This is a genomic window from Proteus sp. GOKU (assembly GCF_015475555.1).
Classification (GTDB): Bacteria; Pseudomonadota; Gammaproteobacteria; order Enterobacterales; family Enterobacteriaceae; genus Proteus; species Proteus mirabilis_B.
The window spans coordinates 3,489,354-3,509,037 of the sequence record NZ_CP034105.1 but is presented as its reverse complement, the minus strand read 5'-3'; the positions used below and the strand labels follow the sequence as shown (position 1 = coordinate 3,509,037).

General features: G+C 37.8%; 15 protein-coding genes. 5 read left to right on the top strand and 10 right to left on the bottom strand.

What is annotated here, in order from left to right; translation table 11 throughout:
* Positions 1-66 precede the first annotated feature (66 nt).
* Entirely contained in the window at positions 67-516 is a 450-nt protein-coding gene (locus EHE21_RS16040; RefSeq protein ID WP_088494576.1) for a hypothetical protein, read from the bottom strand.
* A gap of 693 nt (positions 517-1,209) precedes the next feature.
* Between EHE21_RS16040 and EHE21_RS16035 the strand changes: the two genes are divergently transcribed.
* A complete protein-coding gene (locus EHE21_RS16035; RefSeq protein ID WP_194951230.1) occupies positions 1,210-2,946 on the top strand; it encodes a pyridoxal phosphate-dependent decarboxylase family protein in 1,737 nt (578 codons plus the stop codon).
* A 96-nt stretch (positions 2,947-3,042) separates the two neighbouring features.
* On the opposite strand, the gene EHE21_RS16030 is transcribed toward EHE21_RS16035, so the two are convergent.
* The 4 genes from EHE21_RS16030 to EHE21_RS16015 form a co-directional block, all read right to left on the bottom strand.
* Positions 3,043-3,309 (bottom strand): DksA/TraR family C4-type zinc finger protein, encoded by a 267-nt coding sequence (locus EHE21_RS16030; protein WP_194952694.1) that lies wholly within the window; start codon positions 3,307-3,309, stop codon positions 3,043-3,045.
* A 160-nt stretch (positions 3,310-3,469) separates the two neighbouring features.
* Complete coding sequence (locus tag EHE21_RS16025) at positions 3,470-4,630, bottom strand: MFS transporter (RefSeq protein ID WP_099660231.1); 1,161 nt, start codon at positions 4,628-4,630, stop codon at positions 3,470-3,472.
* A 27-nt stretch (positions 4,631-4,657) separates the two neighbouring features.
* Positions 4,658-5,965 carry a hypothetical protein gene (locus EHE21_RS16020; RefSeq protein ID WP_194951229.1) on the bottom strand — a complete coding sequence of 436 codons (1,308 nt, stop codon included), beginning with the start codon at positions 5,963-5,965 and terminating at the stop codon, positions 4,658-4,660.
* A 38-nt stretch (positions 5,966-6,003) separates the two neighbouring features.
* Positions 6,004-7,191 (bottom strand): ROK family transcriptional regulator, encoded by a 1,188-nt coding sequence (locus tag EHE21_RS16015; protein WP_228766703.1) that lies wholly within the window; start codon positions 7,189-7,191, stop codon positions 6,004-6,006.
* 285 nt (positions 7,192-7,476) lie between these two features.
* Between EHE21_RS16015 and EHE21_RS16010 the strand changes: the two genes are divergently transcribed.
* A complete protein-coding gene (locus tag EHE21_RS16010) occupies positions 7,477-7,878 on the top strand; it encodes a hypothetical protein (protein ID WP_166540073.1) in 402 nt (133 codons plus the stop codon).
* Positions 7,879-7,983: 105 nt separating this feature from the next.
* Here the strand turns inward: EHE21_RS16010 and pyk are convergent, their stop codons facing one another.
* Entirely contained in the window at positions 7,984-9,435 is a 1,452-nt protein-coding gene (pyk, locus tag EHE21_RS16005) for a pyruvate kinase (protein WP_194951228.1), read from the bottom strand.
* Positions 9,436-9,500: 65 nt separating this feature from the next.
* Positions 9,501-10,838: an MFS transporter gene (locus EHE21_RS16000; RefSeq protein ID WP_194951227.1), complete on the bottom strand. Its 1,338-nt coding sequence runs from the start codon at positions 10,836-10,838 to the stop codon at positions 9,501-9,503.
* Between the two features lie 312 nt (positions 10,839-11,150).
* On the opposite strand from EHE21_RS16000, the gene EHE21_RS15995 reads away from it, so the two are divergent.
* The 3 genes from EHE21_RS15995 to EHE21_RS15985 are packed head-to-tail and all read left to right on the top strand — an operon-like array spanning position 11,151 to position 16,128.
* Positions 11,151-12,440: an ABC transporter substrate-binding protein gene (locus EHE21_RS15995; RefSeq protein WP_194951226.1), complete on the top strand. Its 1,290-nt coding sequence runs from the start codon at positions 11,151-11,153 to the stop codon at positions 12,438-12,440.
* Positions 12,441-12,497: 57 nt separating this feature from the next.
* Complete coding sequence (locus EHE21_RS15990) at positions 12,498-14,873, top strand: ATP-binding protein (RefSeq protein WP_194951225.1); 2,376 nt, start codon at positions 12,498-12,500, stop codon at positions 14,871-14,873.
* Positions 14,851-16,128 (top strand): sigma-54-dependent transcriptional regulator, encoded by a 1,278-nt coding sequence (locus EHE21_RS15985; protein ID WP_088494586.1) that lies wholly within the window; start codon positions 14,851-14,853, stop codon positions 16,126-16,128. Before EHE21_RS15990 ends, EHE21_RS15985 begins: the two co-directional genes overlap by 23 nt.
* Positions 16,129-16,205: 77 nt before the next feature.
* Here EHE21_RS15985 and EHE21_RS15980 read toward each other — a convergent pair whose 3' ends face one another.
* The 3 genes from EHE21_RS15980 to EHE21_RS15970 all read right to left on the bottom strand — a co-directional run bounded on the left by EHE21_RS15980 (position 16,206) and on the right by EHE21_RS15970 (position 19,464).
* Positions 16,206-16,787, bottom strand: coding sequence for a common pilus major fimbrillin subunit EcpA (locus tag EHE21_RS15980; RefSeq protein WP_194951224.1), 582 nt, complete (start codon positions 16,785-16,787; stop codon positions 16,206-16,208).
* Positions 16,788-17,253: 466 nt separating this feature from the next.
* Positions 17,254-17,940 carry a fimbrial protein gene (locus EHE21_RS15975; RefSeq protein ID WP_194951223.1) on the bottom strand — a complete coding sequence of 229 codons (687 nt, stop codon included), beginning with the start codon at positions 17,938-17,940 and terminating at the stop codon, positions 17,254-17,256.
* A 141-nt stretch (positions 17,941-18,081) separates the two neighbouring features.
* Positions 18,082-19,464, bottom strand: a complete 1,383-nt coding sequence (locus EHE21_RS15970) for a fimbrial protein (protein WP_194951222.1) — start codon at positions 19,462-19,464, stop codon at positions 18,082-18,084.
* Positions 19,465-19,684: the final 220 nt, after the last annotated feature.

The following is a 19,684-nucleotide window of genomic DNA, read 5'->3' as shown; positions in this document are numbered from 1 at the left end:
AATTTAAATAATAAAAACCCAATTTTTAAATTGGGTTTTTTTATGTCTAATTAATAAAGCTAAAAACTATGGAGCATAAATATACGTTTCTAAGTAAGGGTCCATTTTGATGGAATAATCTTTGATATTATCCAGACTTGGTGTTAATGGCTCTTTACACTCTTTCTTACTGATAATGTTATTGTCTTTATAAACAATAATACCGTTAAAATTCCAGCCTCTTCCTTCACCGTCATAAACGACGTAGCTATAGTTTCCATTCTTAAAACGAACATAGGTCGATGCCCCTGCAACAAACATCTGATGTCCATAAAAGACATTATTATTGGGTTGCTGAGGGACTGGTAGCGTGATCTCTGTTTTAGCAAGTGTGCCATAACGATAAACAGGAGGCTTTCCATGTTCAACGAACACACTGACATACTTACCATTTTCAAGTTGGCAGGTAAATTCTTCAGCATGGACACTTGCGGATAATAATACGAATACAGCAGCAACAGCGATATGTGCTTTCATATTGTGTTCTCCGTTAATTACCTACTCTATTACCTTAAGTATCGGCAAAGAACACAAAATATGTAGAGTAAATATTCTGATTATTTAGTTAGGTTACTAATTTTCATTTTAACCAATATTTATAGTATTACCAGAACAATCAACTGTGATAATTTCTTTATTTATATTTTCATTAAACACTATCTATTAACTTAGCCTTATCCAATATTTTGTACCTAATAATAGTTAAAATTAAAATTAATTTGCTAATTATGAAAAATATCATAGTGTTTTCGTTTGATTTTGTTCGTTGTAATTAAATTAAATGTAATTTTTGCTGTACCAATTGTGGAAATAACAGATTAATTCAATTAATTAAATTAAGAATTCAGTAATATCAGTTGGTTAGCATGTGATTATTATATTTTGATTATATTTCAAATAGTTAATAGTATTGCAGGTGATTATTTTTGTTTATAGCTTTATTTTCACTGTGATGTCAGTCACATAAGCATATAAATGAAATAATAACATCTGTAAATTTAACTTTCCGAAGATTTCTATTGTATTGATATTAAATAAAATATTTTGTTTTATGTGGTTGCCAACAGAACCTATGTGATCGCATGAAGCACTAACTAATTTAATTAGAAAATGTATAGTATTGCTATGCAATCAATTTGAATTTTTGTCGGTTTCTATTTGGAGAATATAGTGAAAAATCAAGATTTATTAGGTCTATCTTCTGCTAACATTCTGAATGCGGAATTTGAGAAGAAATACCACGACGTTATTGCTCACTTTTTCAGCCGAGATCCGAAGTATTGGCCGATATTTCAGGATAAAACAATCCAATCGATTACACAGTTTAGAAAAACAACAACTAACGATAATGACCAATTACAACGTTACTCAAATGGGCAACAGCTATTCGATCGTTTAATGGCGGATACGCAAATCCAACAAAATATTAATTACCCAGAAAACGATCCTAATGAATTACTGATGTTAGTTTCGACACTGTGTAAAAACTGGGAAAATCCATTAGCTGTTGAAAACGTTATTGCAATGCCAAGTGATCCGGGTGTTTATGGTTCAATCTTGGGGTTAATGGGCAACCCTAACATGGTGTATTGTGAATATTCAGGTGTCGCTGATGCGTTAGAAAAAGTGACGATTAAAAAAGTCGCTAAATTGGTTGGTTACGATCCTGAAGTTGCATCTGGTGTGTTCACTCAAGGTGGCACCATGTGTAATTTATATGGTTATCTATTTGGTTTACGCAAATCTATGCCTAATTCTAAACACTTAGGTATGGCAGCAGATCAAGATTATCGCATCATTAACTCTCAAGGTGGTCACTACTCAAACATGACTAACCTTGCGCTGTTAGGTGTTGATGTTGATAACAAAACCATCCGTATTAAAGTGTCTGAAGATAACACCATTAATTTAGAGCACTTAGAGCGTGAATTAAGAGCGTGCTTTACCGTTAAGTGTAAAGTGCCAACGATCATGTTAACTACCGGAACAACAGATACCTTTGGTGTGGATGATGTGAAAGGTGTTTGTGAGTTACGTGACCGTTTATGTGAAGAGTTCGAGATCCCTGTTAAGCCACACGTACACGTTGATGCGGCTGTTGGTTGGCCGATCATTTTCTTCTTAGAATATGACTTTAGCGGTAACCCACTGGCAATTAATGATGTCACTTTAGAAGGTTTACGTCAGAACGTAGAGAAATTCAAACATCTGAAATATGCCGATTCTATCACTATCGACTTCCATAAGTGGGGCTACGTTCCTTACACCTCAAGTTTAGTGCTGGTGAAAAACGGAAATGACTTCGTTGCACTTGAAAACGATCCTGAAAACTTCACCTATTTTGAGCATGAGTTAGAAGGGCAGACTCACTTACAATCTACTATTGAATGTACACGTAGTGGTGTGGGTATTTTTGGTGCTTACTCTGCAATGCATTATATGGGAATTGAGGGTTATCAAACCATTATTGCTCACTGCCTGCAAAATGCGAACTATATGCGCCATCAACTCTTAGAGATGGGTAACGCAAAAGTTATCGTTCCTCAAAACCAAGGTCCAAGTGTTGGTTTTAAACTGTATGATCCTAACTTAGTAAAAGATCCTAACGTTGCGTTTGATTTAGAACAGACATGTTCTACTGACAAAGAAGCGTATGATTTTATGGTTCATAACACACAATGGCATAGAAAACTTTTCTTACAGCGTGGTCGAGAAGGATTATTTACTAACTGGGTGGATTCTATTGCCTGCTCTAAATATGCGAAAAATAACCGTTATGTTTATCTTCCGGGTGAAAAAGCCGTATTTATGAACCCAAATACTGAACGTGCGCATATTGATAATTTTATGAAGATTTTAACCGACATGAGTCAAAATATGAGCTCAAAAAAGGCTGCGAAAATCTAATCAAATTATTGGCTGATTAAATAAAATAAACTGTACTTTAATAGAGGAAACTCATATTAAGGTACAGTTTTTGTTTTATCGGATAATAGTTGCAGATTATCTGAGTTGGCTATCTTTACTACCACGACGATTATACCCACTAAACGTATTATTCTTTTTATCGAACGCTTCTTGGCAATTTAAACAATAGCGTACACCTGGAACGGCTTTTTGCCGAGCCAGAGAGATTGGCTCACCACATTCATCACAAAACTCTGCACTTTCACCTTGTGCCATTTGATTGCGAGCTCTTGCAATTGCATCATCAATGGTGGCATCTATTTGCTCTTGAACAGCATTATCATTAGCCCATCCACTTGCCATCATATTCTCCTATTTTAACAGTGAATATAAATACTATTATTAGGGCGATGGCGAAAAAATCAACAGAATAAAAGAGAATATAGATTGAGAAGATAGGGTGATAGAAATAAAAACCCCCTCATAAAGAGGGGGAAAATTTCAGAGGCATAATACGTCGTTGTTATTGTTTTTGTTCTCTAATAAACAGAGAAATGATAAAGAAGAGGGCGACGAATACGATAATTAGGTTAAAGCCAACAGAAACATTATAGCTTTCTGAAACCTGACCGATTAATGAACCTGCTAACGCACCGCCCAATCCTGAAGCCACATAAATAAGTCCCATCACCGAGCCACTTTTACTGGTTAATTTTGTGGCAACCGCTGCGGCTGTTGGAAATAGCACAGATAATGCAAAACCAAATACCATAAAGAGATAAACAACATCTTGCACAAAGATACGGCTAACAATAATGGCGATAAGCGAGAACAGTGAAAATAAAATCAATGTTTTGCGATCACCCAGTGCAAGGTTAATAAAGCCACCAATAAAGCGACCGATAGTAAATAAGAATGCAAAACTAGAAATAACATAAGCGGCTGTTTCTGCTTTTTGCGCATTACTCATATTCCCAATATCCATAGAGGTATAGAAAATAGGGAAGAAGTTTAAGAATGCGGCTTCAGCTGCCACATATAAAGTGATAAATAAAATAACCAGCAACAGTGATTTTTGTGTCAGTAACTCTAAAAAGTCACTGAATTTCATATCGACTTGTGCGCTACTTTCTATTTTTAGCGTACTTAATACTAAAATAATCACAGCAACAATAACGGCAACACCAACATAAAAGGTACGCCATGAAATAGAGTGTGAGAATAGATATTGTAAAATAAGTGGCGTAACAATCATCCCTACACCAAACATAGCGTTAGAGACATTAAACATCATTCCTGCTTTCTCTTTATAGAAAGTTGGAATAACAGTAACGATAGAGACAAGCATTGAGCCAATCCCTAAACCAATGACCAGATAAAAGCCAAAAAATAGCATCACGTTGAAAGCAAGGCTGGTTCCTGTTAAACCAACAGCCATCATTAATGAGCCAATAAACATCATGACTTTTAACCCTTTCTTATCGGTAAAATAGCCCGTTAATAAACTGGCGACTAAAAAGCCGATTTGGAAAAAGGTAATTAATGAGCCCACTTGGCTCATATTTAATGAAATATCATGTTGAACTTGTTCGAGAATAAGTCCTTTTGTATTTTGAATGCCACCGAGTAAAAACATCGTGACAAACAGAAGGAAAAAGACTTTCCATTTTTGTTGTTTAGCCATAATTTGATCCTGATTTTCCGCGGTGTATTATTCTTTAATTGTGTTGTTGTTATTGTTGTTATAAGCGTTATTAGGTGCATTGTGTTCACCAATCGCATCAAATAATTCTTGAGTCGCCCATCCATAGCAATAATAAAGTAAGTCATCACAAGCACTTTCTTCTGCGGCAATAACGGCTTCAATTAATTGAGCGGCAGGTAAATTCCACATTTGAATACCGCTATAAATAAAGGTATTTGGCTGTGAAAGCTGGCGAACTTTATTATTTTGTTCAGCAACAAAGTGAATAGGGAAACCTTGCTGTTTAAAGGTTTCATATGAAATATCATAAGGTAATTCAAATAAGCGTTTAAACGCAGTAAATGCACGCTCTTGGCTTTCACTATCATGAGCAAAATGATTAATTAATCCTTGAACATCCGCACCGCCCCCTAATTTGTGATAAGGGAAATGTTTAAGTGTTGATGAATAACGCGTTAATTCATGATAGTCCTGACCCAAAATCCAACTGTATGCCGGTGGCCACAAATCGAGCCATAACGTAATTCCACCCGCCGTTTGTTTGGCATCAGACAGCAATTTTTTAACTAATTGAGTCACACTCTGTTGGCGAAATAGCTGCCATGCTTTTAACAGAGGTTCTTCTTTTAGTGCAGTAACAGGTGCTTCGAAATCCCCTTGTTTTAATGAATCCGCTAAAGCCGCAAGGCGATGCTTGATTTCATTAACGGGTAAGCCTTGTTGCACCATTTTCTTTTCACAATGAGGGCAAAAACAGGTAAATAATCCCGCTGGATTGACTTCTTTACCTGCCCAATCAGGGAAACGAATGCGGTCAATTAAAAAAGTGTCATAACCGTAGTTTTGTTTTAATGCTGTGAATGTTTTTTGCCATAATTGAGCAACATCAGGGGCATTAGGGCAGAGCCAGTGTTCTTGTGGACGGCCTTTAAAATCGACAACCTGATTGTTTTCTACATCACCAATAAAATCGCCATTCAGAATATTTGCCCATGGAATGACTTTATATTTTCCACCGTCGGTGGCTTTTTTTATCGTCATTAGCGGATCAGCACCCGATAAAATGGTGGGATCAACTCGTTGGCCCAGACGAGGAAAATCAGTATGAGTATTGATATGTAGTGTACCTGTTCCCATAACCACATTATGAATAGGGTTATGAGGCAGATCGCCAACAGGGTAAGGGTTACGTTCAAATATAGTATTAATTTCGACAAATAAATGCTCAACATGCTTCATACCATCAAGGCGTTGAAGAATAGCGGGCATGCCTTCGTCTAAAATATCATGTGGGTGAAGATGTATTCCTGCCATGAGTCGCTCCCATCTCGTTTAAAGACTTTTTATTAGGGTTATCTCAATTGGATCTCGGGCATAAATTGAATTGATGGATAAACCGTGGCTAAGGCGAGAATAGCAATGCCATAAAGCGGGCCTTTTTCCCATAATTCAGAAAGCTCGATATTCACTTTGGTGTTAGCAAATAAATGTCTATCTAGATTTGCCTGAACACGCGGTAAAAAGGTGTCAGCAGAGCGTGTGATCCCGCCTGTTAATACCACTTTTTCCAGATTTGCAATGGCGACTAAATTCATAATGCCGATAGCAAGATAATCAGCCATTTCCTCAACTAAGGATTGAGCAAGCGGATCGCCTTGTTGTGAGGCTTGAATAATCTCAATGGCACTAAGATTTTCTCCTCGTAAGTTTGCCATTCGCTCACTTAAACCTGAGCCAGAGCAGAAACTTTCAAAGCATCCTTTGTTACGCCAATTGCGAAAGAGATGGTCACGAGCAAACATCATATAGCCGATTTCACCAGCCGCATTGTTTGCACCGCGGATAACTTTTCCATCCATCAGCAAGGCGGAGCCTAATCCTGTGCCGATCCCAATCAGCGCACAACTGTGCGTATGACGGCAACGGCCTTTCCACATTTCACCCACAAGTGCTGCACGAATATCATTTTCGAGTACAACGGGTACATTGAGTTTTTCTGTAAGCTGTTGTGCTAGAGGTAAATTATCCCATTGAGGTAAGTTAGGGGAGCCTTCTAGTACAACACCATTTTTGATATCGATGATCCCTGGTGTGGCGACACCGATAACATTGATCTTTTGACGGTCTACGCCGCTTTTTTCGATCACATTTTCAATACTTTGTGCAAATTGCGTAATAAAGTACTCACGATCGTCAGTATCAAAGGTAGGCTCTTGATATTCATACAACAATTCGGCATCTAAGTTAAAAACCGCATAAGCGATTTTTGTTCCACCTAAGTCAATGCTGACACCTAAACTGTGTTGAGGATCGAAGTTAACTAAAATACCTTTCCTGCCTTGTCCTGCTGGCGAACTGACTCCGCTTTCATAAACGATTTTTTCTTCAAGGAGATCGTTAATAATTTCAGACACCGTCGCTTTTGTAATCCCGCTAATTTTGGCTATCTGAGCCCGTGACAAAGGACCTTGATGACGAATGACATTTAATACAAGCGAGGCATTCATTTGCCGTAATGTATTGGGTACGTTCGGTGTCACGTTACTACTCCATTTGTTTAGAAACAAAACTAAAAGATGTTTTTTTTATATAAAATCGTCTGTGTTTGATAGTTATGCACCGTTTTATTTACTTTGTAAAGTATAAAACGACTAATTAGTTTAGAAACCATTCTAAATGAGTTTGTGATCACAATTTGATGAGTCTGATTTGTACAATCAGATCTTCGAAAAGATCTTCAATGTATATATTCGTTGCACATATTCTTAGAGCAATAAAACGACTAGAATGAAATCAATATCTATTGAACTAAAGAGAAAATTAGCATGAAAAAAGGAATGTTATTAAAAGGGTTAATAGGGATGTTACTGCTATTCCCACTTTATTCACAGGCAGTGACATTAAGTGGTTATCTTGAGGTAAAACGATTATTAGCCTTAGACCATCCTTCTAATAAACAACTAGAATCGGTGACACAAGCTTACTTGAACGGTATTGCGAATGGATTTAATTTTTATGCAGTATCAGTAAGATTGCATAATGAAGGTAATGATTTTAAGCCACTTTATTGTCCACCCAAAAAAGTCATACAAAATGGCGATTTTATGGTAAAGCATATTGATGCTTATCTTGATAAATATCCTATTGCTAAGCAAAAATATAAAGATACATCAATAGAGTTAGTTTATATTGCCGCATTACAAGATGCCTATCCTTGCGATGAATAAAAAGAAAAATAGCCACAATCCTTGTGGCTAAAATGATTTGGTGTGCTCTTTTTCTTGTTATTTACTTCAGGTTGCCTCTCTCATAAGCCCCTTGATGGAAGACACTCAAGCCGTTGCTGCTTCAACTTGTTTTACAGGAACAAGATGACAACAATCGCTTTCACCCGTTTTTTCAAAGGTTGATAAACGGGTAATTAAGAGTGAATTCATGTCTGTTAATAATCCCTCTGCTTGCAGTTTTTGCATGATGCTTTCATCGCAGTCATTGGTGTTTTGACGTTGATAAGCCACAGGCGTTACACCACGTAATACAGTCAATTGACCAGCAAGTGCAGGATTATCTGTTAATGCATATACGTTGTTGTTTGGCATAAAGCGTGACAATAAGGTCACTGATTTGCCGTTTTCGGTTAATGCGGCAACGCTTAAATGCTTGTCGTCATGGAAAGCCGTTGTGGCAGCAGCTAATGCAATCCAACGACCAGTTTGTGAATAGTAAGACGGTGATTGCCAAGGATTTTCAGCATTAGCGGCAAAAGAGCGCTCTGCACCTTCAGCTACGCGTGCCATTGCACTAACGGCTTCCACTGGATATTTCCCTGCCGCCGTTTCAGCTGACAACATGACGGCATCTGTTCCGTCACCAACCGCATTCGCAATATCCATAACTTCTGCACGGGTTGGCATTGGGCTTTCAATCATTGATTCCATCATTTGGGTTGCCGTGATCACAGGACAACCTAATGCGCGACAGCGTGCAATCAGTTGTTTTTGTGCGCCCGGTAAGCTGGCATCACCAATTTCTACGGCTAAATCGCCTCGTGCCACCATAATGACATCAGATGCTTTAATGATGTCGTCCATGTTTTCTTCACAAGAAACCACTTCTGCACGTTCAACTTTAGCAACGATTTTGGCGTGACTTCCTGCTGCAATTACTAAACCACGAGCATATTCAATATCTGCCCCATTACGAGGGAATGAAACGGCGATATAGTCTGCTTGAATGGCGGCTGCTGTGTGTATGTCTTGTTTATCTTTGTCTGTTAATGCAGGTGCAGATAAACCACCGCCGAGTAAGTTAATGCCTTTACGGTTAGATAATTTTCCACCAACAGTAACGACAGTCTCTATTTTATTATTATTGACGGCGCTGACTTGTAATTGAATATTGCCATCATCAAGTAACAGAATATTCCCTGGTGTGACTTCTTGAACAAGTTGTGGGTAGTCCAAACCAACTTGCTGCTCGTCGCCTAATGTGCTGTCTAAATCTGCATTTAGAATAAAGCTATCGCCTTGTTTTAATTGAATTGAATCATTTTTAAAGTTAGCGATACGAATTTTCGGGCCTTGCAGGTCTGCTAAGATCCCGATAAATACACGATGTTTTTCTGCGACCTGACGGATAGTTGCGGCAGTGGCCTGATGCTGTTCGCGAGTACCATGTGAAAAGTTTAAACGAAATACGTTAGCACCAGCCATAATCAGCTTTTCAATCATCTGTTCTGAACAGCTAGCTGGGCCAAGAGTCGCAACAATTTTTGTCTTACGCATAATGACATTCTCTTTTTAAAGAGGGATACCCAACGGTATCCCTTGATGACAACTTAATTAATTCATTAATCCATGGTAACTTTTTTCGCATTCCAGACTAGCGTCGCTAAAATCATGGAAACGATGGCAGAACCTATCCAGAAATACTGTACTGTGGTGAAGTCGTAATTAGTGATATCACCCACTTGAGTTACTTTAATCAGTGATGCTGAAATCAGTTCTTGAGCGGATGCTGCAATGTAAGCGAACAGTCCGATAAAGCCTTTTACTGCACCTACTGCGTTTTTCGGCATCAGGTCACAAGCGGTTAAGCCTGCTAAGAACACAACCAGACCACCCATTGCAAAACCAACCATACTTAATGCAATAGCATCCATAACACGGCTTTGTGGACCCCAGAACATCAGTGCAAAACCAGCGATGTTGGCGATACCGTAAATCAGTGTTGGAATATGACGGTTAGCGTTAAACAGTTTGTCAGAAGCCATACCCGCTAAGATTGCGCCGAAGAAACCCGCGATTGGGTAAGTTGACATTGCGAAACCTGCATCAATCAGTGAGTAACCTTTTGAACCTTGTAGGTAAAGCACTGCCCATGAACTGATTGCGTAGCGAGAGATATACATAGCCGCACATGCTGCTGCGATGATCCACACTGTTGGTTGTTTTAATACGAATAACTGAGCGCGACGAGTTTCTTTAGGATCACTTGATTTAACCGCTTCTGACTCTTCGCCATACGCAGTTGCTGGATCAGGTAAACCATAAGTACGAGGACGGTCTTTTAAGATCATCAGTAAGATGATACCCGCAGCAATACCTGCGATACCTGCACCGATAAAACCTGCACGCCAGCCGAAGAAGCTCACTATGGTTGCAGTCAAGATCCACGTAATTGCTTCACCGATATTACGCGAGCCACCCCAGATGGAATAAACCGTACCGCGCTGTTTTGGTGAGAACCACTGGAAGATGGAGACACAAGAAGGTGCTGAACCAACAGATTGGAACCAACCGTTAATACCCCATAACAGGATAAAGAACAGGCTCGCCGTTGACATTCCCATGAAGATACAAACAAAGGAAGAAGCAATTAACGAGATGGACATAAAGCGTCCAATATTGGCATAATCTGACAAGAAGCCGTTAGAGAACTTACCAAATGCGTAGGTAAAGAAGAACGCAGAACCCATTAAACCGAGTTCAGCGGTGGTTACGATACCTGCATCCAGCATAGGTTTTTTCACCACACCGAGTGCCATACGAACCACATAGAACATGGCATAACCAAGAACAAGACCAAAGAAGACCTGCCATTGGTGCTTTTTATATATTGCGCGGATCTTTTCACTTGACGCTTCTATTAGCGGCAGATCCTTTCTGGTTTTAAAGAAACTTAGCATAGAGATGACTCCGAATATTATTCATGTCTGAAGCTGATTTTGGTTTTCAGAGCTGATGCTATTCATTTAGGTCATCTTGGTGCAAAAGAGGGATTTTGAGTCATCGATGACACATTCTGCTGAATCGGTGAGTCAAATTTGTAACATCGCTATTAGGCGTTGGTTTAAAAATGAGTGAAGATATCGTCGTATCATTGTTGTAAATGGGTCATTAAGGACTCATTAGCTCAAAATAATAAATATTGCTAAATATCAGAAGTTTGAAGTTCGACACATTTTTATGTTTATTCAAAACAAAACCAGGGGTATGTCATGAGAATAAAAATAACACTAAGCCTCGTCTGTTTATTGTTTAGTTGGCTGTTTATCACACCAGTGCGTAGTGATGAGCAGCCACTTGTTATACTGACGACACTTTCAGATACACCAATGCGACCACTTACAGAGGCCTTTAGTGCACGTTATCCTGATACTAAGGTGCAAGTGGTTTATCGTCGCGTCGCGATTGCGACACGGATGATGAAACAATATCCCACACAGCCTGTTGATATTGTGATGTCGTCATCGGCTAACTTTTTCCATCATCTAGATAGAGAAGGGCTACTGGCGCGATTACCCGTCAAGTATGAAACGCCAAAATGGTTAACTCGTCATAGTGATATCTTAAACGATAAGATAACCACGGTGGGCTATTCTGGCATCGGCATTATGAGTAATACGCAATACCTACAAAAACTTGGTATTCCGGCACCGAAAAGTTGGGTCGATTTAAGTGATCCGATTTATCAAGGGCACTTAACCATGACGACGCCGGCAAACTCTGGCACGATGCAATTGATGGTAGAAAATGTGCTACAAGAGTATGGCTGGGAGCGTGGATGGCAGATCTTACTCGAAACCAGTGGTAATCTTTCTTCCATTTCTGCACGTAGTTCGCGTGTCAGTGATGCTATCGCCAGAGGCATTGTTGGCGCTGGGCCCATTATTGATAACTACGCTTTTAACCATCAAAAACGCTTTGATTTTGTTGAGTTTAGCTATTTTGATAAGTCGATTATTTTACCGGCTTATGTCGCCATTGTGGCAGAAAGCAGTAAAAGAGACACAGCAGCCAAATTTATTGCCTTCCTTTTATCGGATGAAGGTCAAGAGATCATCTATAAAAGCGATATGGCAAAGATCCCATTAAGTAAAGAGATCTTACGTAATAACGACGAACTTGCCAATAACACGGAATTTATTTTAAACAGCAATGAGGCTTATCGTCGTAGTGAAGTGGTTAATGTGTTATTTGATCAAATGATCACCCATAACTTCCCTTTAATGCGCCAAGTTTGGAATGATATCCACGAAGCAGAAAGACAGGACAATAAAACGCCAGAACGTATTTCTGCGATCAGTAAAGCTCGAAAAATAGCAAGTTCGGTGCTTATTAGCGAAAAAGAGGCTAATTCACCGACATTACAAGCATTATTTATGAAAGAAGCCGATCAGCGAGAGTATTCTGATCAAGCGTTAGCTGTGTTGTATCAATGGCGTACATTAGAAGCTGAAAGGCTTGAACAAGCATTGGTTTTATTGAAAGAGACAAAATCACCCTAACCGCCTTGTGGTTCAAATATACAGCAGGAAGCGCTGTTTTTATGAAAGGTATTACGGATGAAATTATTAGTGCCTAAACAATTTGGCAAACTAGGTAGACGCTTGTATATGGCGTTTATCTTTAGTTCTTTACTCACCTTATTGATTGGTGTGGTTATCTTTTTTATGTGGGGAAAACTGGCGACACAAATTAATGCGTCAGTGGGTGAATCTCTGCCGATGTTAACCACCAGCTATAACATGGAGCGTTATAGCACCAATTTGCAAATGCTATTAAAAGAGCGAGAGCAGACACAGAGAAAATCAGTTTCAGAGCAACAACAGCAGGAAATTCATCAGTTATTAGATAATTTGCGAGAGTTTCCTATAGAGCAAAAACCACAACGTGATTTTTATACTCAACTTGTTGATGAGCTTTCAGAACTCATTAATAAACAAGATGTGTTACTGGATAAGCGGCGTGAATTAGAAAATCGTCTTGCTCAATTATTAGGGCAATTAGCGTGGATGCATGACGCCGTTGGTGAAGATATTAAACCGCTACTTAATGAAATTGAGTGGCATGTCAGCCAAATGCTCAATGAAAAAAACGTACAGGAAAATAGCTTACAACTGTTATTAGAATCGACGTTGTTACAAGAGTTATTCACCACAGAAAATGAGTTAATTAGCTTAGTCGAGGAAATCGCGCATCAACGTTATAGCCGTGATATTGATGTCGCTTTCCACTATATCAGCGTTAAAATTGACGAAATTATCGCTTTAAATCAGAAGCTAAAAAGCTACCCGTCAACCATTGCTCATCGTCAGGTATTACAAGAGATTATCGCTATCACCCGTTATGATGGTGATATCTATCAAACACTGATTGATGATGTAGAAAACGAAAAAAAGCTTAAAGCATTAACCCCTGAATTAAATGAAAAGTTATCTCAGTTTGATAATGCGGTAAGAGGCAATGTTTTTGCCACAAGCGAAGCGCTAAACAAGCTTAATGATAATACTCGTAAACTAATGGCAACGGGGAAAATCGTTATTGTTGTGATTATTATTGCATCACTATTGCTGAGTATTATTGTGATGAAAATCTTGATTGATAGAAGACTTATCGCAAGATTGAATAAACTCAGTGATGACTTAGCGCATGTTGCCAAAGGTAATTTAACGGAGCCTGTACTGATTGAAGGGCAAGATGAAATTGGTCTATTAAGTCGGCGGCTTCGCCGATTTTGGCGTCAAATGAAAGAAGTTGAAGCCAGCAATGCGTTAAATCTTATCAATAATACCGATGCCAGTTTAATTACCTGCCACCACGATGGCAGAATGGAAACCGTCAATCCAAGTGCGGCAACGTTATTAGGAACAGGAAAAGAGCAAAGTAATAAACCTCTTTGGTTACTGTTTAGTGGTGAGGCGAGCACAATGCTTAAAGCGCAATTTAGCTCAAGCAGTCAGCTTTATCGCTTAGGGCAAAGTGAATGCACTATTCGCATGGTAAAAGTAGGTGAGCCTCATTTCTTACAATTTAATATTCGTGAATATCCGCATAAAGATGAGCATAAATATATTGTGACTATCACAGATATTACGCGCCAAGAGTTAAGCCGATTAGAGCTTCAACGGCTGGTGGCATTAAAAACACAAGATTTGCAGGATAAAAATCAGCAATTAAATGAAGAGATGTTGCGCCGTGAACAAGCACAAAAACATCTAATTCAAACACAAGAAGAACTAGTTCAAGCGGCTAAAATGGCGGTTGTAGGGCAGGCAATGACCAGCCTTGCGCATGAACTTAATCAACCACTTTCTGCAATCAACACTTATCTGTACAGCGCAAAACTGACTATGCAGATGGGAAAATACGATCAATTACCTGATTCTATCGAGCGCATTGAAAAACTATGCGCACGAATGAATCGAATTATTACAGCATTACGTAATTTCTCACGTAAGTCTTCGTCTGAAATTAGCTTTGTTTCAGCGCCATTAAAAGAGCTGGTAGATAGCGCGATGGTGCTGGTGGAGTCGCGTTCTAAACGAGAGCAGTGCATTATTACGAATAATATTCCTGATGAATTAACCATTTGTGCAGATCCAACACAAATTGAGCAAGTCTTGGTTAATTTGTTTGTTAATGCGATGGATGCCATTGCAGGTGTTGGTGAAAGTCAGATCACGATTGATCTTTTATCTGTTGATCCTAAGCGAAAATTAGTGGGGATCGCTGACAGTGGAAAAGGATTTAATTCAGCCGTTTTACCAAAACTATTTACCCCATTTACAACCACAAAAGATGTGGGGCTTGGGTTAGGGTTATCCATTTGCCGTTCAATTATGCAACGGTTTGGTTATGAAATTTACTTGGCCTCTACATTAAATGGTGGCGCCATGGTTGTTTTGGAGTTTACAAATGACACAATCACACATGCCTGATATCGACGTTTTATTAATTGATGACGATGAAGATATTCTTGAATCTTATCGCCATTTACTCAATCTTGCGGGAATGGTTGCACGAGTCACCGACTCACCAGAAAAAGCATTAAGCCTTTTAACACCAGAATGGCAGGGTGCTGTTGTTCTTGATATCTATATGCCTGCCATGAATGGTATGGAAGTTTTAGAGCGCATTAAACAAATTGACGCTCGCATTCCGGTTATCATGATCACAGGACATGGCGATATACCGTTAGCAGTAGAAGCGGTAAAAAAAGGCGCTTATGATTTTATTGAAAAACCAATTAATCCGCCTGTTTTCTTAGAGCTAGTGGCAAAAGCACATAAAGAGCGTCAATCTATTCTTTCTCTTAGAAATGCAGTAATAAGCACCACGCAAGAGAGACTAGTCGGAGATAGTGCGCAAATCACCGCAATCAGAGAGCAAGTGCAACAAATTGCCGATATCGATAAAGACTTAATGATAGAAGGCGAGATGGGAACAGGGCGTCATCTTCTTGCTCAACTATTACATGAATTAAGTCCGCATAGCGATAAAGCAATTCAAACTGTGGATTGCCAGAATTTATCTGATATCAAACAGGTTATAGCTCAAATTGAAGCGGATGAAGTAGGAACGCTAATTTTACGTTCTCCTTATGATTTATCCTCAGAAGCACAACGCTGGTTAAGCTCTTATCTGTTAGATATGGAACGCCAAGGAAAGCGCCATTTTAGAACGATTGCGATTTTAGAAAATAATACACAGCAATTAGTAACAGAAGGACGATTAATCCCTGAATTCTATTACTATTTTTCACAAATTACTTTTTCATTGCCTCCATTAAGTGCAAGACGCCCTGATATTATTCCATTATTTAGAGCTTTTTTACGACAAAGCGCACAGCGACTTGGCATTGCAGTACCAAAAATTGATCGTAATTATCTTGATATTTTAAAGCGTTACGACTGGCCGGGTAATATTCGTGAGCTACGAAATGTCGCTGAATTATATGCGGTAGGTATTGTGAAAATGGTGGATAGTGAACAACATCGAGCCATTATTCCACCAGAAGGCCCTTTAGATAATTTAGTTGATGAATATGAGCGTCGGTTAATTGAAGATGCGTTATATTTATTTGCAGGTCGGGTTAGTGATGTGGCGGATTACTTGGGTATACCACGTAAGAAGCTGTATTTACGAATGAAAAAACATGATCTCGATAAAGATAGCTATAAACCAAAGGTTTGATTTACGTTCTATTGAATAATAAAGAAGCGCCATACTGGCGCTCTTTCACGGTTTTCTTTTAAGTCACAGCATTTTAATTATCTTGCCGCTAAAGTCACAAAGTCACCTGACCATTTACTGGTAAATTCAATACGTAATGCACCTTCCCATAAACCTTCAGGTAAGGATGCTGTTGGTTGTGTTCCATTTATTACATTAAAGAGAAACGCGCTTTGAAGGTTTTTTAGCTCACTTTTTTCTGTCGCTTTATTTTCAACCACCAGCCCTTTGTTTATTCCTTTTTGATTATCAAGGATAACGGTTTCTTGATGGCTTGATAGTGTTTTACCGTTCCAGTCTGTTTTGACTGTTAACACTGAATTATCAGCAGCATTTCTAAGCTCATTACTGATCACTTTTGACGTTAATTTAAAGTCTGTCGCACCCTCAATATCTTTAACGGTGATATCGAATGTGCCGTTTTGCTCATTAAAACGGTTATTTTCTGTTACTTCAAAATGTAGGGCATTTAAAGGGGTTACACCTAATTCACTTTGTGGTTTTTTTACTGCGGTTGCTTGCCAACTTGCCACGGTTTGTATTGATGAGGTATTAGCAAAGGCTGCTGTTGCCGTAAACGCTGTCATTAATAAGCTAAGTAAGGCGTGATATTTTTTCATTATGTATTCCTATAGGATCAATCGATGTTAAGAGTAATATCGGCTAGAAAGTCTTTTTCATGAGGATTTAAATTAAATCATGACTATCTAAAAAAGATAATTCATTAGAAAAACTACCCAATAAATTTAAAAAATAGTTTATTTAAAACATCGAAAAAAAATAGGAATAAAATGTAATAAAAATAATTTTATCGTTAAAAATGTAAAATTATTTATTATCATATAATTATGTCTATTGTTGTGTCTTTTTATGATTGATATTAAAAAATTGAAAATGATAAATATGACAGAATATAAATTAATTTAATTAATTATGTATTTATAAAAATTATATATTTAACAAAGTTACAATTTCTTTCAAATAAGAGGAAATAGTAGGAAAGGTTATAAATTAGGTGGGATTACTTATTTTATAATAAAAAGGTAGCTGATCAGGCTACCTTTTTATTTTTAATCAGCATTTAGGTTAGTTTGTCGCGCAGTTATTCTCTAACCCAATATAACGGTCAAAAGCAACAATAAATTGTTTATGCTCTTTCTTTAGCCAAGGATGTTGGTAACTTTCACCGGGTAAGAGTTGTAATATCTTGGCATTTTCTTCGTCAGAATCGCATTTGTCATTTAACAGTAAACGGAAATAAGTATTACCTGTGTTTTTGATGGTGCCGGCAATATTATTATGATCATAAGCGAATTTCATTTCGCGAGGGCGGATCACCATGACAGTATTTAATCCAACGGTAGGAACAACCAAAGGCTGTTTACTGTCTTCCTGATAAGGTACTAAGTTAACTGGAGTTTCTTCAATAATAATACGGTAATAGCGCTCTTTATCGTCTTTAGCACCTTTATAAAATAATTTAAAAAACTCATGTTCATTTGGTAATAACACTTTTTGCAAAGGTGTATAAAGTATTTCACCATCATCTATGGGAAGTTGTTTTTCATCTTTTTCTTTTCCTCCCGGTTTTTCGATTTTATAAACATGAATTTTATAGAGATTGGTTCTGTCTGTATTATTAAGATAAGTACGAGAGAAAAAGGTTTTATCAGATTCAAGGGTAAAAACTTCAGAACCGACATAAAGAGCATGAGCTGAAAATGTCAGTATTGAAAGTGCTAATGTACTGATGAATTTTAATATTCTTTTCATTATATCTCTTTAATTAGCTTGTTTTAATAAATGATAATAATAAAGTCTATAATATCATCAATACAAAAATCATCATGTGTTATGAATAATAAAACGGGTATAAATACTCAATTTATACCCGTTGGTCACTTCACCCTATTTTTAGTGAACATCTGTTCCAGACCATTCAGCAAATACATTGACATAACCGCTGGCTTCTACCACACCAATCCAGTCTTCCCCTTCCATTGAGAAAAGAGAAGTACCTTCATTCATTGGGAATGTCAGTTGTAGATCGGTACGATAGAAGTAACCCTCTAACTGATAAGGGTAAGGCCATGTAGTTTGTGTCCATAAGGCTTCTTTAATGGAGATAGGCACATTATCGCAAGCTGTACGGGTTTTTACTTTTGAGCCACTTTCGTTGGTATAAGTTAGATAGGCTGAAAAAGGCACATTAATTTTTTTGTCTCTAGAGCTAAATAAGCAGTAAGGCTGGCCTCTTAATGTGACTTGAGGTCCTTCAACGGCGGCAGTAATTTTATTCGCTTGGCGAAATGCACTGGTGGTAACGATATAGTCAAAGGTTAGCGGTGGCTCTTTATCGCCGACTTTCCCTTCTCTATGAGGATTGTTCACCAGTTCTTTAGAGACAATACTAATGCCATAATCGCGAGGTTTTATAATAATCGTATTAGAAGGTGTAAATTCATAATAGCCAGATTGTGGTGCAACGGTTTTGTTATCAAAACCAAACGTAAATAATTGCTGGCTTTTAGATAAATCAATTTTACGAGTAATGAGTTCTTTTAGAAATGTTTGTGAAAAAAAGACATCAATTCCATTTTCTCCGGCAGATAAAATATTTGTAGCATAAGTTCTATCATTGTAATTATACCACTTGGTAAAGTTGCTTCCTTTTATTTTAATTGTGGCACTTTTAGGGTCAAAACCTAGCATTGGATCTATATTTAAACTAATGCGAATTGTACTGATTAATGAGCCTTTTAGTTCAGATTCTACAAGACGACAACTTACCCCTGAGACATTTGCTATTGTTGTTATAGAACAGAATTTGGAGCCTAGACCTAATATGGCATTACCATTACTATCAACAAAAATTTCTTGTAATGCATTTGTAGAAATTAATTTTAAATGTCCAACTTTTGTTAAATCGTAAATGGTCTTTTCTTCATTTTTAGGCTCAACATCGACACAACGTTGACCTCTTGATGGATCATAAAATTTATTTGTTGAACAAAAACGGTAGTCTAAAGTTGTTTGAGTATTTACTGCCATTTTATCAAAAAATAAATATGAACTGTTGGAGAAAATCCCTCTAGCATTATTCGATTGTCCATCGTTATTGAAAGCTGGGATGTGATAAGCACCATCGGCTAGGATATACTCCGCTGCATTTAATGCAGTATCCGGACAACCAGACTGATCCCTTCGGCAACGATTACCCGTAAAAGGTTCTCTAATGGGAGAATTTTCTAACCAAATATCACCATAATAATTTTTCCCCACTTTCCATGTGCCCATACCCATATAGCCTAGGCTAGCGTGCTTTTCTACAAATTTCGCGAACTCATTTGAGCCAGTGAAGCGAGGACTTAATTTTGACGTAGTAATAAAATATTCATTATCGATATTATTTTCGACAAAAAAGAATTCATTTTTGTCAGCGAATGAATTAGAAGAAAATAAAGATATAAAGATAAAACCTAATTTTTTAAAATTTATCATAATATTAGGAACCTAA

Coding starts and splice junctions, on each gene's coding strand:
- EHE21_RS15990 (WP_194951225.1), top strand. CDS start 12,498: ATGAAATTATTAGTGCCTAAACAATTTGGCAAACTAGGTAGACGCTTG.
- EHE21_RS15985 (WP_088494586.1), top strand. CDS start 14,851: ATGACACAATCACACATGCCTGATATCGACGTTTTATTAATTGATGAC.
- EHE21_RS16030 (WP_194952694.1), bottom strand. CDS start 3,309: ATGGCAAGTGGATGGGCTAATGATAATGCTGTTCAAGAGCAAATAGAT.
- EHE21_RS15970 (WP_194951222.1), bottom strand. CDS start 19,464: ATGGGCACATGGAAAGTGGGGAAAAATTATTATGGTGATATTTGGTTA.
- EHE21_RS15975 (WP_194951223.1), bottom strand. CDS start 17,940: ATGAAAAGAATATTAAAATTCATCAGTACATTAGCACTTTCAATACTG.
- EHE21_RS16000 (WP_194951227.1), bottom strand. CDS start 10,838: ATGCTAAGTTTCTTTAAAACCAGAAAGGATCTGCCGCTAATAGAAGCG.
- EHE21_RS15980 (WP_194951224.1), bottom strand. CDS start 16,787: ATGAAAAAATATCACGCCTTACTTAGCTTATTAATGACAGCGTTTACG.
- pyk (WP_194951228.1), bottom strand. CDS start 9,435: ATGCGTAAGACAAAAATTGTTGCGACTCTTGGCCCAGCTAGCTGTTCA.
- EHE21_RS16040 (WP_088494576.1), bottom strand. CDS start 516: ATGAAAGCACATATCGCTGTTGCTGCTGTATTCGTATTATTATCCGCA.
- EHE21_RS16020 (WP_194951229.1), bottom strand. CDS start 5,965: ATGGCAGGAATACATCTTCACCCACATGATATTTTAGACGAAGGCATG.
- EHE21_RS16025 (WP_099660231.1), bottom strand. CDS start 4,630: ATGGCTAAACAACAAAAATGGAAAGTCTTTTTCCTTCTGTTTGTCACG.
- EHE21_RS16010 (WP_166540073.1), top strand. CDS start 7,477: ATGAAAAAAGGAATGTTATTAAAAGGGTTAATAGGGATGTTACTGCTA.
- EHE21_RS15995 (WP_194951226.1), top strand. CDS start 11,151: ATGAGAATAAAAATAACACTAAGCCTCGTCTGTTTATTGTTTAGTTGG.